The sequence below is a fragment of the Bradyrhizobium sp. USDA 3364 genome, assembly GCF_054056355.1.
Genome location: NZ_JBSRYG010000002.1, coordinates 154,697 through 168,847 on the forward strand (window position 1 = coordinate 154,697; position 14,151 = coordinate 168,847).

The following is a 14,151-nucleotide window of genomic DNA, read 5'->3' on the forward strand; positions in this document are numbered from 1 at the left end:
AAGCTAGTGTCCGCGACGCAGGGCGCGGACCGATTGTGCGCTGCGCCCGTACGCCGTGATCGCCGTGACCCGGACCGTGGCCCGGTTGAGTTCCTGGTCGAGCCGTGCGCATTCGCGCATCATCTGGTCTCTCAATGTTCCGATATCGTCGAGCAGCGCGGTGAGCTGGGCCCGATCGTGGGCCTTGACGGCCCCCGCCCGTCCAGTCAGGCGCCGCAGCTTCCGTAACAAGGCATCTTCGCCGCTTGCGTTTTCCATCATCGCGACACCGCCGAGATCAGGGTATCGAACATCTTGTCGACGGTGGTGATCACCTGCGACGCCGCCGAATAGGCCTGCTGCGCCGAGATCATGTTGGAGAACTGGCCGCTGGTGTCGGTGGTGCTCGATTCCAGTTCGCTGCCGTAGATCGTGCCGGCGCCATTACTCCCCGAGGTCTGCAGCGTGGCGTTGCCGGAGGCTGCCGTCGCGGAATACATGCCATCGCTGGCCGCGCTCAGTCCGTTGGGGTCGCTGAAGGTCGCGACCGCAATCTTGTAGATCGCGATCGTCTGACCATTGGAATAGGTCGCGTCGACCACGCCGCCCTTCCCGATCGAAATGCTGCTCAGCTTGCCGTAAGGCAGGCCGTCCGACGTGATGCTCGTGAGATCGACCGCCGGCGTGGTCTGGCCCGAGGAGTATTGCGTCAGGCCGTCGGTCTTGCCGACGGTACCGAGATTGAGCGTGATGGCACTGGTGCCGGAGCTGTCAGCCGCACCATCCTTCCAGCCCGTCACCGAGATGGTTGGCGGGCTCGGTACCGTCGAGGCGAGCGAACCGTCGCTATTGAAGGTGATCGCCACCGTATCGGTGATCGCGTTGGCGCTGTCTGTGCTGGAGTCCGACGCGAGCTTTGGCGTCTCGAAGCTCGCCTCCCAGGTATTATCGGCGGTCTTCTCCCAATCGATCTGGATCGTGCTCGCCGTGCCAAGCGAATCGTAGACCGTCATCGAGCTGTTGAAGGTCGTACCGACGGCGGCATCGGCCGGCAGGTTCGCCGCGACCGTCGTCTTGGTGGTGGCGCTGCCGCTGGTCGAGGCCACCTGCGTGTTGATCGGCCCGAGGCTCGCGGCCGAGGCATTGCCGACGATGTTGCCGTCGGCGTCGGTGCGCCAGCCCTCGAGGTAGTTGCCGTTGTTAACGAGATAACCCAGATTGTCGGTGGTGAAAGCACCGTTGCGCGTATACGAGGTGGTGCCGCCGGACGTCGCGTTGGTGGTGACGAAGAACCCGCTGCCCTGGATCGCGACGTCGGTGGCATTGGTGGTCGCGGACAACAGGCCCTGCTGGGTGATGTTGGCGCGGCCGGACACCGTGACGCCGCCCGACGTGTAGGAGGTGGCGCTGTTCGACGCCGTCACCAGATCCTCGAACATCGCCGACGTGGTCTTGTAACCCGTGGTATCGGCGTTGGAGATGTTATCGGAAATCATTGCGAGCGACTGGCTCTGTGCATTGAGCGCCGAGATCGCCGAGGAAAGAGCACCAGTGAGACTCATGATAATACTCCGGAAGCAATCAGGACGTGACGCCGATAATGTTGGCGGCGCTGACGGGGACGCCGTTCACGAGCAGCGACGGCGTCGAGCCGGAGGCATCGATCCCGGTCACCGTTCCCGTCATCGTGGTGTAGCTAAGCAGCGAGTTTCCGGCGGAGTCGGTCGCGGTCACCGAGATCGTGTACCGGCCGCCATTGCTGAGCTGGGTGCCGCTCGTGGTCTGGCCATTCCAGGTGAAGCTGTTGGAGCCGGCGTTTCCGGTCCCCTTGCCGCTCCACACCGTGTTGCCCGAGGAGTCCTGGATCGTGATCGCGACGTTGGAGGCCGCCGAGGTGAGCGAGTAGCCGAACGTCGCCGAGCCGTTGGTCAGCTCCGCGGTGTTGGTCTTCGCTTCGACAGTGTGGCCGATGTAGTTGACCGAGTTGAGCGTCACGAGACTCGAGAACGAACTCGCCAGCGACGTCATGCTGGCGTTGGTTGACTGCTGCTCGGTGAAATTGGCGTAGGAGGTGAGCTGGTTGATGAAGTCGGTCGTGCTGGTGGCGTTCAGCGGATCCTGGTTCTGCAACTCGCTGACGAGCAGGTTGAGGAAATCGGTCGAGCTCATCCCCATCGAAGCGCTGGTCGATGAACTCGACGACGAACTCGAGGCGGAGGTTGCTGCAGAGACTGCCGAGGAAACGGTCATGACAAGGCTCTCTTCGCCGCGGGCTAGGCGACGGAACGCGGTGGAACATGGGGGTCTTGAAGTCGTTCGCAGATAAAACGGACGACGCGCCGAATTCAGGCGCGGATTCATCCGCCTGAAATCATTTGATTAATCGGCAGAATTTGCCGATCGGCCGCCGCCACGACAGCTCACGAACGCGCGCGGATCGAGCTGCCGCGACAGCGCGGAGCGCCATAAAGTGCGGAAAGCTTAGAGCAAGAGGCTGATCGGCAGATCCGACCCGCCGAGCAACAACGCCGGCGGCGTCAGCGCGGGCAACAGGCAGAGCGCCAGCAACAGCGCCGGCAGCACCTTGCCTTGCTGTGCGGATTCGCCCACAGCCTGCGCATCGCTCGGCTGATCATTGGGCGGTGCCGGCTCCGAGGCCGGCTCCTGGGGCAGTTTCTGCAGTTTCTCTTGGGGCAGCTTCGCGGCCGCGGTCGCGATGCGGTCGGCCAAGCCCTTGGGGGCGCGAACCGGCGGCGCCGCGAGCGCCCGGCGGACCGTGCTCGCCTGTTCGTAGAGCGTCCGTGCTTCGGCTGACGATGCGAGGAGCTGGACGGCGGCAAGACGTTGATCGTCGGGCCAGCGGGACAGATCCTCCCCCAGCCGGTCGATCAGGTCTTCGAATGTCGCAACGTCCATCCCGCGCGCAGATCCAGCCTCGTCGCCAAGGCTGTCATAAAGCATTCGCGGGACGGCGGAAATCAATTTCCGCCGCGGGTGCGCCAGATCCAACATGGGGCTCACCGGATGGCCTTTTTCCCCACCAGGAGGCTCGCCACGACAGCCCGCCCTCCCGGCGAAACCGGGTTCGCCGGGAGGATTCGCCCGCTCAGCGCCCGGTGGCTGATTCGAGCGTTTTATCGAGCGCCTTGGCCTTGGCGGCCTTGCCGGCGGTCGTCTCGACGAACTTCCAGGCGTCGCGGAGCTCCGTCAGGCTCGCGATGATGCGCCGGAAATTCTCCCTGGCGTGCGGCCGGCCGTAGGAGCGCAAGCACGCCATGATCAGCGCGTTGTAGGTCCGGAACAGACGATCGGCCATCGCGCCGCCGCGGGCGACGTCGAGATGGTGGCTCAGTCCGCGCAGGATCGCGGTCGCCCGCGTCAGATAGGTGTGGCCTTCCTCGAAGCGCTTCGCCTCGTGCGCATCCAGCGCCTTCTGCAACAGCGTGATGGCGCCGTCGCACAGCATCACCACCGCCTTCAGGGGCGGCACCGCCACCGCGGCGGATCGATAGGCATTGTTGGCGAGGTAGGCGGTCGCGTTCTGTGTCATCAGTTACTCGATGCTGCGTCTAGGAGTGCTTTCAGGTAGCCCAGCGTGTTGTTCGCGCTTTCGATAGCGGCCTGGTAGTTGGCGTATTGGACCTGCAGCTGCGCCTTGAAGGTCGCCGCATTGCTCTGGATGTCGCTGACCTGGGACGACAGATCGGTATCGCGCGACTGCAAATTGGTGATCAGGGTCTGAAGCTGACCGCTGGTCCCGGAACTGGTGTGCGCGAGTTGGTAAAGCTGCGTCGCAAGACCGGATGTCGACGTGACGGTGATCGATTGCGAGGTCGATCCGGTATAGCTGAACGCCATGCCGGCATAGATCGTGCCCGAATTGCCGATGATGGTATTGCCGACCACCGAAAAGCCGGAACTGTCGCCGCCGACGGAGGCGCCGGTCAGCGTTCCCGTCGAATCCACCGTGAGGTCGAGCGTGAATGACTGCGGCGACGTTCCGGTGTTGACCACGCCGAGCTGGCTCGACGACGTCGTCGTCTGCGCGGACAACAGCTTGGTGACGCCAGAAAGGCTTTGCGTCAGCACGGTCGACAGCGTGCCGGTATCGAGCTGCAGCTCGTTGTTCTCGTTGAAGGACAGGCCGAGATCCGCCATCGTCATGCCGTTCACGGTCCCGCTGAGCACCTGCTGCAGCTGGGTCATGATATCGCGCATCGTGCTGTCGCCGAACAGCACCGCGCTAGATGCGGCCGTGCCATCGGAATTCTGCGCGGACTGCGCGATCACCTGGTCGCGAAACGCGTTGTAGTTGGTGACGAAGGTCTGAAGCGCCGTCGTGATCTGGCTGGTGTCGGTTTCGATGCTGATGTTCAGGCTGGTGCCGCTCGGCGTCGGCTGCAGCAGGTCGAAGGTGACGCCGGACAGAACGTCGGAGATATCGTTGGTGTTGCGCGTCAGCGCGATGCCGTCGAGGGAGAATTCAGCGGATTGCGACTTCTGCAGCACATCGGTAAAGGCGCCGGTCGTGTCGGTGACGCCGAGCTTGTTCAGGATGTCGTCGCCCGATGTCGACGAATAGGTGATGTCGGCAGCGTCCTCGGTTCCCGTCAGCACCAGCTGATACGACCCGCTCGACACCTGGACGATGGAGGCCTGGACGTTGGTGGTCGAGGTTTGGGCGTTGATGGTGTCGACGATATCCTGCATCGACATGCCGCTGGTGATCGAGATCGCCGTGCTGGTGCCGCCGGACAGGCCCAGCGAGAACGTGCCGGCGAGGCCCAGCGCCGCCGACGTGCTCGACTGCGCGGAGCCGATCACCTTCTGCGCGGTCGCGAGCTGGGTGATCTGGAGCGTGTGATCGCCGGTCGCCGAGCCGCTGTTGACGCTCATGTCGAGCGCCGAGGAGGCGCTAACGTCGCCGGTAGACGAGATCGTCGCCGAACGGGTGGCGAATGCGTTGGTGGCGATCGAGTTGATGATCGAGGTGCTGAGCGACGACAACCCGCTCGCCAGGGTCGACAGCTCGGTCTGCAAGGATTGGTAGGCCGTGATCTTGGCCTGGTTCGCGGTGATCGTCGTGGTGATCGAGGTGGCCGCGGCCAGCTTGGCGTTGACCTCGGCCTCGATCAGGGCATCCCAATCGATGCTGGTCGAGTTGGTTGTGCCGGTCGTGGTCACCGTGCTGGCGGAACTGGTCGACGTCGTGCTTGATGTGCTCGAGGTGGCGCTGCTAACCGTCATGTCGACACTTCCGCCGCAGTGAGAATCGGGCCGGCATCATGCCGGCCCGATCTGTCTTTCGAATTAGCCGAGCAGCTTCAGCAGGTACTGCGGCATCTGGTTGGCCGCCGTTTCGGCCGAGACCGCAGCCTGGGTCTTCACTTCGGCCGAGGACAGCGTCGCCTGCTCGGCGGCGATATCGACGTCCTTGATCGCCGAGTTGGCGGACTGCAGGTTCTGGGTCTGGGTCGAGATCGAGTCCGCCGAGAAGTTGAAGCGCGATTCCTGTGCACCGATCTCGGCGCGGGCAGACGACACGGTGTCGATCGCGCTGTCGAGGGCCGACATTGCGCTGGTGGCGCTGGACAGGCTGGAGACGTCGAGCGAAGTCACGCCGAGCGAGGACGAGGTCAGGCTGGTCAGTGTGATGGTGATGGTGTCGGCCGAGGTCGAGCCGACCAGCACCGAGACGCCCGAGGAGAACACGCTCGAACCATCGAGCAGGCTCTGGCTGCTGTAGCGGGTGCCGGAGGCGATCGAGTCGATTTCGCCCTTGAGCTGCGTGAATTCCGAGTTGATGTAGGCGCGGCTGGAGTCGGCCACGGTGCCGGAGGCGGACTCGGAGGCCAGCGACTTCATGCGGGCCAGGATGTCGGAGATGTTGGACGCGCCGCCGTCGGCGGTCTGCAGGATCGAGGTCGCCTGCGCCGCGTTGGTGGCGGCCTGCTGCAGCGTCGTGATGTCGGAGGAGATGCGGGTCGAGATCGCGAGACCGGCCGCGTCGTCGGAAGCCGAGGTGATGCGCGAGCCGCTCGACAGCTTCGACAGCGCGCTGGTTTCCTGCTGCGAGTTGATGTTGAGGTAGCGGACCGCAGAGTTCGCGGCGGTGTTGGTGGAAATTGCCGGCATGTTTAGCTCCTGTGCTGATGGGGCATGGCATGCCGCATCGTGAAAACGTGAGGTGACGCGGATCCAGCCCCCGTCCGCCCGATCAAACGGGTCGGCCGCCGGTGGTCAGGCGCGAAATCTTCAGAAGCCGGAATTTATGGTTAGCAGTCGGTAAACGCGCCGCGCAGGTCCCGCTCGTGCCGCTTGAGCATTTCGCGCAGCTGTTGCCGCCCGCGCTTCAGCAGCGACTCCACCGCGGCGACCGTCGTATCCATCACCTCGGCGATCTCGCCGTTGCTCATGTTCTCATGGTAGGAGAGGATCACGGCGACGCGCTGCTGCTCGGGCAGCCGCTGCATCGCGACCTCCAGGAGATTGCCGATTTCGTTGCGCTCGATGACGGTCGAGGCGTCGAGCTGCGTGTCGGCAACCTCGGGCACGACGTCGACATTCTCGGTGCGCGGCTTGCGGCGCAGATCGATGCAGCGGTTGCTGACGACGCGATACAGCCAGGTCGAGAACTTGGCGCGGCCGTGCTGCCAGCGGCCGCGATGGGTCCACACCTTCAGCATCGTGTCCTGCACCACGTCTTCGGCGTCGGCGGCGTTGCCGACGATGCGCAGCGCGATCGCGTAGGCGCGATCGACATGACGTTCGACGAGCGCACGAAACGCCGCCTCGTCGCCGGCGGCAAGGCGGTCGAGCAGCTCCTTGTCTTCGTCCTGGATCTCGACGGTGTCGAGCGGGCCCGCATCGGCAACCGTGGGGACGTTGCTCCAGGGAGCATCCGCTTCGACCGGCGCAACCGCGGCCGTCGTGGCCTCCACCTCGGCCGCTGCCATCACCTCAAGCGCGTAACTCATGCCCCGCTCTCCAACCAGCGCCGCTGGCACACATCCCATGCGGCTTCTGAGCGTTGAACGGAGGGGTCGAGCAAACCAGGCGAAGTTTTTTTGTTGTTTTTCAAATGCTTAGATGGATTTTTTTGCCGCCCGCCCGGCAAAAGCTGCCGCTGCGCGGAGGCGCAGGGAAAAGTTCGACGGAATCTGGAGCAGTCGTTCAGCATCGCCTCGCATTCCCGCGGGAGAGTTCGTCGCGCCGGAAAACGCTGTTGTCACATCAACTAACGCCACGCGAACGCATGCATGCGCGGAGCATGCGAGTGATCCATTGCCGTTGGTCGTCATCTTGCATTCGACGATCGCGACTAGGCAATTTTTTCCGAATCACGATTTCGACGTTATCGGATTTTTTGAATCTGTCAGTCGCGAAGCGCGCGTTTTCGAATCCCGCATCAACTTTTTTGGACCGACGCGCCTGATCTGTCTCACGCACGCGTTCAATGCATGAGGACTGGCGGGAATTTTGCGCATGACGATCATGACGATCGACGCGACGCGTCGAGCGCAGAATGTTTCTGCATGTTCATTCGATGTTTTCGATACATTTCTGTTGCGCGCCTGCACGACGCCGGATGGCGTATTTGAAAGGGTTTTTCAGCTTTCTCGCATTGCTGAAAAATTTCCGAACATGTCCATCAGTTTCGTTCAACATCGAATCCAGGCCGAGGCGCGCGCGCGCAAGCTCGCGCAGGCGCGCAACGGCTCCACCGAAGTGCGCATCGCCGACATCTATAAATACTTTCCGTTCAGACTGTTCGGCCTAAGCCGCGATGCGCTTCAGGCTCTCGCACAGATCGAATTTGAAGCTGAGCTCGAGCTGTGTCGCGTCAATCCGGACATGCTTGAGCAATATCTGGACATGAAGCGCGGCGGTTTTCGCACCGGCTTCATCTCCGACACCTACTGGAGCACCGACCAGCTCGCACAGCTGCTGCGGTCCTGCAGCCCCGGGCTGACCTGGGATTTCCTCTACGCATCCTGCGACCGCGGCAGCAGCAAGAGCGAAGCGCTGTTTGCGGCCTATCTCACCGAGCAAGGCATCGATGCGGCGAGCTCGTTCCATGTCGGCGACAACCACAACGCCGACATCAAGGGCGCGCAGCGTCACGGCATCCGCCCGCGCTACTATCCGCAGGCCAGCGCGGCACTGGCGTCGAAATTTCAGCGCGAGACATCGATCTTCGAATTGCTGTGTCCCCATCAGCCGTCACGGCTCGATTGCGGCGCCCGCACGCTGCGGCGCGCGGTGACAGCACGAAGCGCCGAGCATTCTGCTGCCTTCAACCTCGGCGTGACCGTGCTCGGTCCGGTGATGGCGGCGTTCGACGCATTCCTAGAAGCACGGCGTGCGGCGCTGGCTCGCGAAGGTGCGCGTGTAGCGATTGGATTCCTCGGGCGCGACGGTCTGTTGCCGTATCGCGTCCGGCAGGCAAACCATGGCGACACCGGCGCCTATGTCGAGATCAATCGTCGCGTCAGCCTGGTCGGATCCGCCGACACGCTCAGCGAGTTGCTGAGCCGGGTCGTCAAGATCGACGCGGCAACCTTTGTCGATATTGTGAAGGTGCAGCCGCCCGCGGTGATGAAGTTCTTTGCGCAATATCCCGACGGCATTGCGAGCGGGCGCGAGCTCGCCGACGCCCTGTCCGACCTAATGGATCCGCGCGAGATCACCGATATCGCTGCCGGTGTTCGCGCCCGCCTGCTCGCCTACCTTCGCGCGCAAATCAGCGATTTCGACGATTGCACCGACCTGATCCTGGTCGACCTCGGCTATTCCGCAAGCGTGCAGAAGTCGCTGCGGGCGCATCTTCGACCGCGAGGGCATGCGCATCCGCCTGCACGGCGCCTATCTGCTGACGTTGGACGATGCCTTCGACGACATCGCCGACGACGACACCGCGGAAGGCCTGATCTCGGATCGCGTGGTCACGCCGCACGTCAAACGCATGCTGATACGCAACGTCGCCTTGCTGGAGCAGCTTTGCTGTTCAGCCGAGGGATCAGTGCGCGATTATCGCGGCGACGAGGTGTTGCGCGAGGACGATCAGCGCCCGGCCGCCCAGCTGGCGCTGGCGACCGAGGTGCAATCCGGCACGCTGGCCTACGCGTCACGCGCCCGCGAGCTCGCCCCGCGCTATGCGCTGCAGCCTGACGCGAACCCCGCGGTCGCCGCCCGCTGGGCAGCCGCCGTCCTCGGACGTCTCCTGCTGCTGCCCGACGATGATGAGCTCGTGCTTCTCGGCGGCATCAAGCACGACGTCAATCTCGGCACCCAGGCGCTCGCGCCGTTGCTCGACGCCAACTTCGTCAACGACTGCATTGTTGCACGCGGGCTCGTGACCGCCTGCACGGCGCCGGCGCCTCCGATGTGGCTGGCCGGCAGTTTTGCCGCGCTGTCGCCGTCGCACGCCTGGCTCTACACGCTTTTCGGCGCCAACCGGCTGCCGGCGAACGTGTTCGGCGAGGCGCCATGCGGGACGCTGCAGGCCGGCCTGTTCGGGCGCGACGGTCAGGCGTCGCTGCAAGCCATCAGCGTCTATCATACTGGCCTCGGCGACCTTCGTCTGCGGATCCCGCTGTCGCGTCGCATGGCGGTCGCGACCATCGCGCTGCCGCTGGCAAAACTCACCCGTAACGGGATGCTCCACGGCATCACGGTCCAGTACGGCGAGAGCGCCGCAAAGGCAGCGGAGAGTTCGAACGTGACGGCGATCGCCGAGGGACGGCTCATCGATGCCGGCCTCGAGAGAAGCGGCCGTCAGTTCCGTGCCCTCAATGACGACGGCATGTTGCTGATCCCGGTCGATAGCCTCGAGGACGATGTTGCGATCTACACCGTCGCGCTGACCGCCCTCGACCATGACCGCATCCTTGCGGTCGAGGACCGCGACGGTAACGGAGTCCCCTCGGCCACGCTGACCTGGCGCAGCGCCAACGGCACGCCGGCAAACGGCAACTGATTTGTCCGCCTGATCTGGCCGCCCCGCACGTAGAAGTTAACGAGGGGTAGCGCGGGCATGATTTCGGCTGACACGGTGCAAGCGGACGGCTTGCCGACGAATTTCGACCAATTGCTGGTGGCGAACGGCATCCGGATGAGCGCTGCACAGCGCCGCCGGCTGGCGTGGCTGTCCGCGCGGCTCGGGCACGTGGCCGTGCATCAGGCCGGTTCCGTGCCGGCGCGGGAGCACGGCGTCATCATCCTCGTCGAGTCGCCGAGCGGCCCAGCGGCCGAAATGCTATACCGCTCTCTGCGCGCCGACTGCGCGGTCGTCGTCCCCTTCGGCGAAAACCCCGCCTTCGATTTCCTCAAGTCCAAGCTCACCGATTTCGGCACGATCGGGCCGAGCTTCGACGGCCCGCACGAGATGTGGTGGGGCGGCCTGACCTGGCGCCCGATCGCGCCCGAAGAGGGCTCCCGATCCGATGTGCCGCTGCGCGTGGCCTCCTGCTATCCCCGCGCCCGCGGCGACGATCACGCCCACGCGCTCCGGGAGAAACTAGCCGAATTCGAGATCGCCTGCGATATCGTGCCGATCGACACCGCCGACGGTGACCAGATGCGCGCGTCCGAGAAGACTGCGTTCATGCTGCGGATGTGGCAGGCGCACCGCGAGCCGCTGCTCTTCATCGAAGCCAATGCGCTGCTCAGTGAGCCGCCGCTGCTGCCATCCTCCCTCGATTGCGACGTCGCGCTCCACAAGTGGAACCGGTGGGAGATGTCGGCGCGCACCCTCTATCTCGGCCGCACCCCGGCCGCCGAAGCGCTGCTGCGCAACTGGCATCACATCGCGACCGCCTATCCCGCGGTCTGGGAGGGCTACCTGCTCGACCAGGCCTGGAACCTGACATCGTCGCAGATGGCGCTCGACACCGTCTGGCTGCCGCGCTCGTACCATGCCCCGCTCGAGGACGTCGGCACGCCCCGCCACACGACGGTCGTTCACAATCTGGCCACCGACAGCAGCGATCTTGGGCCCGATGCGGAGTTCGGCGTCGCGATGCGCCCCGCGCGGCGCGCCAGCCGCAGCGGCGGCCGCGACGCCATGATCGTGGTCCAATCGCAGGCGGCCTCGAATGATGCAATCACGGTGATCATGCGCGATATCGCGACCAGCGACGCGCGCGAGATGGCAGCCAGCATCGAGGCGGTGACCGGCGCTTTCGCGGCCGATTGCGGCGGGTTCGGCCGGCTCGAGCTCACGCTCTGCCCCTGGCAGGACGATATCCGCGCGGCAAAGTCGGCGGCGAAAAGCGCAAACAATCGCATCATCGAGATTGCGCCGTGGCAGAGGCTTCCGGCCGATCTGTTCCGCACCGTCGGCCAATCCCGCGATGCTGGTAGCGTCGTGGTAATGGCCGGGCAGCGCGGCTGATAAACCGCGGAACGACAAAGCAAGAGAAGGACATCGACATCATGAAGACCATCATCCTTCTCACCGGCGTCGCCAGTCAGCAATTTGCGCTTACCGAGCTGTTGAAGGCGCACAATCCGGCGCTGTCGTTCCGCTGCGCGGTGACGGCCGAAGAGCTCGCGGCGATCGAGCCCGAGGTGTTGCGCGAAGCCCGGCTGTTGGCGTTCACCACCAGCGTCATCGTGCCTGAAAGCATTCTGGCGGCGCTCGGCCATGGCGCCTACAATTTCCATCCCGGCCCGCCGCAATATCCGGGCTGGGCGCCGGCGCATTTCGCGCTCTATGACGGCGCCCGCACGTTCGGTGCGACCGCCCATGTGATGGCTGCGCGTGTCGATTCCGGCCCCATCGTCGGGGTCGAGTCCTTCATCGTTCCCGACAAGATCAGCGTGCGCGGGCTCGAGCAGATTGCCTATGTCCGGCTAGCCCACTTGTTCTGGCGGATGTCGCGCGATCTTGCTCGCGATCCCTCGCCGCTTAGGGAACTGGGCATCGCCTGGTGCGGCATCAAGAGCACGCGGCAGATGTATCGCGAGATGTGCGAGCTTCCCGCCGGCATCAGCGCCGGCGAGCTGGCGCGCCGAATCCGGGCCTTCCACGACGATTTCCGCGGCATCCCGCTGACCTATTCCCTGCACGGCATCCGCTTCCAGCTGGCGACGACCACCACGCTGACGTCCGAGGCCCCGCAGGTGATCTCGCCGCCGCTCGCCGCGGCGTCCTGAGGACTGACCTCAACGGACTACGCGCGACTCCGGGCCTCGCCGCGCTGCTGCAAGTGTGCCCGCACCGCGCGCTCCGCGGCGCGCGCGGAGCCGAAGTAGCCGCCGTCGAGACCGTCAAAGGCGCGATCCGAAGAGAAGAAGCAGAAGCCACGGCTGTCGCTGACGACGATCCCCGCGGTTCGATCCGATACTTCGATAACATAAGCCTGGGCCTGGGACATGCGTGCTCAATCGCCGAGTGACGGCGCTCCTGTCTGATTGTCTGATGCTTTGGATTTGTCGAAGCGATCAACAACAGACGCCGGTCGCCGCCGAGACGCAGCGATGCTGCATGCGGCTTCGCATGTCGCACGTCAGGCTGCGGTGGTGTTCTCTCATGGTGGTGACCTTGAACAACGCGGATATCGCGCATCAATATCCGGCCGAACCGCACGGCGGTCAATGAAATGACCATCCAAAGATGACCGCCCGGCGCGAGGCCTCGTTCGCGCCGGGCGGAAAAACAGCACAGTTTTGGTGATGCCGGGGTGCGGACCCGGCCATCATCGCTCAGGGCAGGATCGGCGGGTGATAGGTGAAGGTCGCCATCAGGATCGCCGCCAGCAGCATCACGATCGGGAAATGGATGAAGAACTGCACCGACGTGTAGCCGATCAGATCCTTCGACTTCAGGCCGAGAATGCCGAGCAGCGGCAGCATCCAGAACGGGTTGATGAAGTTCGGCAGCGTCTCGGCGATGTTGTAGACCATCACCGTCCAGCCGAGATGCGCGCCGATATCGTGGGCCGCCTTCATGATGTAAGGCGCCTCGATCACCCATTTTCCGCCGGCCGACGGCACGAAGAAGCCGAGCAGCGCCGAATAGATCCCGACCAGGAACGAGAACACGGTCGAATTGCTGGAGGCGCCGACGAACCAGTGCGCGATCGTGTCCGACAACGTCGTGCCGCTGCTGTTCGGCACCTTGGTCAGGATCTGCGCGATGCCGGCATAGAACGGAAACTGCAGCAGCACGCCGGAAACGCTCGGCATCGCCTTCGAGAACGACTCGATCAGGCTGCGAGGGCGCCAGTGCAGCACGATGCCGAGAATGAGGAAGACGAAATTGTAGGTGTTGAGCCCCGACAGCGTGATCAGCGGATTGCCTGACTGGAACGTCTGCCACAGCCAGCCGGCGGCGAGGACAGCGATCAGGATCGTCAGCAGCGGGCTGAACTCGAGCCAGTCGCCCGGACGCGCCGGCTTCCTGACCTCGATCCGGTCATCGCCAAGCGCAACGCCGAGATCTTTCGCCGTCTTCGCCTGTTCGGGCGCAGGCGTCGTGAAGTAGCAGATCGCGGCAGACACGACGGTCACCATCGCGACGGTGACCATGTTCTGCCAGGTCAGGATGGTTTCCGAGAAGCCGATCACGCCGGTGATCGGCAGCAGCGACGCCGGGATGCTGCCCGCATTGGCCTGGAGCTGCGCGGCTGACGACGTGATACCGAGTGTGAAGCCGCAGCCAAGCCCGAGATAGCCGGCCGCGCCAGCCGCCCGATAGTCGAGCCTGATGTCGGTGCGCCGCGCGATCTCCCGCACCAGCAGGCCGGAGAAGATCAGGCTCAGGCCCCAGTTCAGCAGCGAGAGGAAAATGCTGAGCACGCCGACGAAGACCACCGCGCGCCGCGCCCGGTCTTCGGCACGCTCGCAAGCCGCGCCAGCACGGAAGCGACCGGCGGCGACATCGCCACGACATAGCCGCCGATCGCGACCAGTGCCATCTGCATCGTGAAGGGAATCAGGTTCCAGAACCCGTCGCCGAACGCGCGGCTGACCGCGAGCGGCGAACCGCCATGCAGGATCGCGCCTGCGGCAACCGCAATCACGGCGATCAGGACGAAGACATACGCATCCGGAAACCAGCGCTCCGCGAACGCCACCAGGGCTTGCGAAAGGCGCGCGATGATGTTGTCCGCGACGGGTTTTCGCAGGCTCACGGCTTGATCGTGCGTTGCATTCGTCATCAATCTG

The 14,151-nt window shown here is 64.4% G+C and carries 13 protein-coding genes and 1 pseudogene; 4 read left to right on the top strand and 10 right to left on the bottom strand.

The window, feature by feature from the left end; all coding sequences use genetic code 11:
* Positions 1 to 3: 3 nt before the first annotated feature.
* From ACVILL_RS00970 to ACVILL_RS01005, 8 genes are all read right to left on the bottom strand, one after another.
* Positions 4 to 261: a hypothetical protein gene (locus tag ACVILL_RS00970; RefSeq protein ID WP_456727422.1), complete on the bottom strand. Its 258-nt coding sequence runs from the start codon at positions 259 to 261 to the stop codon at positions 4 to 6.
* Positions 258 to 1,541, bottom strand: a complete 1,284-nt coding sequence (gene flgE, locus ACVILL_RS00975; protein ID WP_456727423.1) for a flagellar hook protein FlgE — start codon at positions 1,539 to 1,541, stop codon at positions 258 to 260. Before flgE ends, ACVILL_RS00970 begins: the two co-directional genes overlap by 4 nt.
* Positions 1,542 to 1,560: 19 nt before the next feature.
* Positions 1,561 to 2,229: a flagellar hook assembly protein FlgD gene (locus tag ACVILL_RS00980; RefSeq protein ID WP_456727424.1), complete on the bottom strand. Its 669-nt coding sequence runs from the start codon at positions 2,227 to 2,229 to the stop codon at positions 1,561 to 1,563.
* Between the two features lie 231 nt (positions 2,230 to 2,460).
* Positions 2,461 to 2,991, bottom strand: coding sequence for a hypothetical protein (locus ACVILL_RS00985; protein WP_456727425.1), 531 nt, complete (start codon positions 2,989 to 2,991; stop codon positions 2,461 to 2,463).
* 94 nt (positions 2,992 to 3,085) lie between these two features.
* Positions 3,086 to 3,529 carry a flagellar export chaperone FliS gene (locus tag ACVILL_RS00990; RefSeq protein WP_456727426.1) on the bottom strand — a complete coding sequence of 148 codons (444 nt, stop codon included), beginning with the start codon at positions 3,527 to 3,529 and terminating at the stop codon, positions 3,086 to 3,088.
* Positions 3,529 to 5,226, bottom strand: coding sequence for a flagellar filament capping protein FliD (gene fliD, locus ACVILL_RS00995; RefSeq protein ID WP_456727427.1), 1,698 nt, complete (start codon positions 5,224 to 5,226; stop codon positions 3,529 to 3,531). The genes ACVILL_RS00990 and fliD overlap by 1 nt, the downstream gene beginning before the upstream one ends.
* A gap of 63 nt (positions 5,227 to 5,289) precedes the next feature.
* Entirely contained in the window at positions 5,290 to 6,114 is an 825-nt protein-coding gene (locus ACVILL_RS01000) for a flagellin (RefSeq protein WP_456727428.1), read from the bottom strand.
* Between the two features lie 140 nt (positions 6,115 to 6,254).
* Positions 6,255 to 6,956 (bottom strand): RNA polymerase sigma factor, encoded by a 702-nt coding sequence (locus ACVILL_RS01005; protein WP_456727429.1) that lies wholly within the window; start codon positions 6,954 to 6,956, stop codon positions 6,255 to 6,257.
* Positions 6,957 to 7,068: 112 nt separating this feature from the next.
* Between ACVILL_RS01005 and ACVILL_RS01010 the strand changes: the two genes are divergently transcribed.
* From ACVILL_RS01010 to ACVILL_RS01025, 4 genes are all read left to right on the top strand, one after another.
* Complete coding sequence (locus ACVILL_RS01010; protein WP_456727430.1) at positions 7,069 to 7,443, top strand: hypothetical protein; 375 nt, start codon at positions 7,069 to 7,071, stop codon at positions 7,441 to 7,443.
* 21 nt (positions 7,444 to 7,464) lie between these two features.
* Complete coding sequence (locus ACVILL_RS01015) at positions 7,465 to 9,150, top strand: hypothetical protein (protein WP_456727431.1); 1,686 nt, start codon at positions 7,465 to 7,467, stop codon at positions 9,148 to 9,150.
* A gap of 865 nt (positions 9,151 to 10,015) precedes the next feature.
* On the top strand, positions 10,016 to 11,374 hold the full coding sequence (locus ACVILL_RS01020; protein WP_456727432.1) for a hypothetical protein: 1,359 nt from the start codon (positions 10,016 to 10,018) through the stop codon (positions 11,372 to 11,374).
* 38 nt (positions 11,375 to 11,412) lie between these two features.
* Entirely contained in the window at positions 11,413 to 12,138 is a 726-nt protein-coding gene (locus tag ACVILL_RS01025) for a formyltransferase family protein (protein WP_456734137.1), read from the top strand.
* Positions 12,139 to 12,155: 17 nt separating this feature from the next.
* Here ACVILL_RS01025 and ACVILL_RS01030 read toward each other — a convergent pair whose 3' ends face one another.
* Together ACVILL_RS01030 and ACVILL_RS01035 are read right to left on the bottom strand one after the other, a co-directional pair.
* Complete coding sequence (locus ACVILL_RS01030) at positions 12,156 to 12,359, bottom strand: hypothetical protein (protein WP_456727433.1); 204 nt, start codon at positions 12,357 to 12,359, stop codon at positions 12,156 to 12,158.
* A 328-nt stretch (positions 12,360 to 12,687) separates the two neighbouring features.
* Positions 12,688 to 14,144, bottom strand: a pseudogene (locus tag ACVILL_RS01035) (short-chain fatty acid transporter).
* Positions 14,145 to 14,151 lie beyond the last annotated feature (7 nt).

Excerpts from the sequence above, each read along its gene's own strand:
- ACVILL_RS00970 (WP_456727422.1), bottom strand. The coding sequence starts at position 261 with ATGATGGAAAACGCAAGCGGCGAAGATGCCTTGTTACGGAAGCTGCGG.
- flgE (WP_456727423.1), bottom strand. The coding sequence starts at position 1,541 with ATGAGTCTCACTGGTGCTCTTTCCTCGGCGATCTCGGCGCTCAATGCA.
- ACVILL_RS00980 (WP_456727424.1), bottom strand. The coding sequence starts at position 2,229 with ATGACCGTTTCCTCGGCAGTCTCTGCAGCAACCTCCGCCTCGAGTTCG.
- ACVILL_RS00985 (WP_456727425.1), bottom strand. The coding sequence starts at position 2,991 with ATGTTGGATCTGGCGCACCCGCGGCGGAAATTGATTTCCGCCGTCCCG.
- ACVILL_RS00990 (WP_456727426.1), bottom strand. The coding sequence starts at position 3,529 with ATGACACAGAACGCGACCGCCTACCTCGCCAACAATGCCTATCGATCC.
- fliD (WP_456727427.1), bottom strand. The coding sequence starts at position 5,226 with ATGACGGTTAGCAGCGCCACCTCGAGCACATCAAGCACGACGTCGACC.
- ACVILL_RS01000 (WP_456727428.1), bottom strand. The coding sequence starts at position 6,114 with ATGCCGGCAATTTCCACCAACACCGCCGCGAACTCTGCGGTCCGCTAC.
- ACVILL_RS01005 (WP_456727429.1), bottom strand. The coding sequence starts at position 6,956 with ATGAGTTACGCGCTTGAGGTGATGGCAGCGGCCGAGGTGGAGGCCACG.
- ACVILL_RS01010 (WP_456727430.1), top strand. The coding sequence starts at position 7,069 with ATGGATTTTTTTGCCGCCCGCCCGGCAAAAGCTGCCGCTGCGCGGAGG.
- ACVILL_RS01015 (WP_456727431.1), top strand. The coding sequence starts at position 7,465 with ATGACGATCATGACGATCGACGCGACGCGTCGAGCGCAGAATGTTTCT.
- ACVILL_RS01020 (WP_456727432.1), top strand. The coding sequence starts at position 10,016 with ATGATTTCGGCTGACACGGTGCAAGCGGACGGCTTGCCGACGAATTTC.
- ACVILL_RS01030 (WP_456727433.1), bottom strand. The coding sequence starts at position 12,359 with ATGTCCCAGGCCCAGGCTTATGTTATCGAAGTATCGGATCGAACCGCG.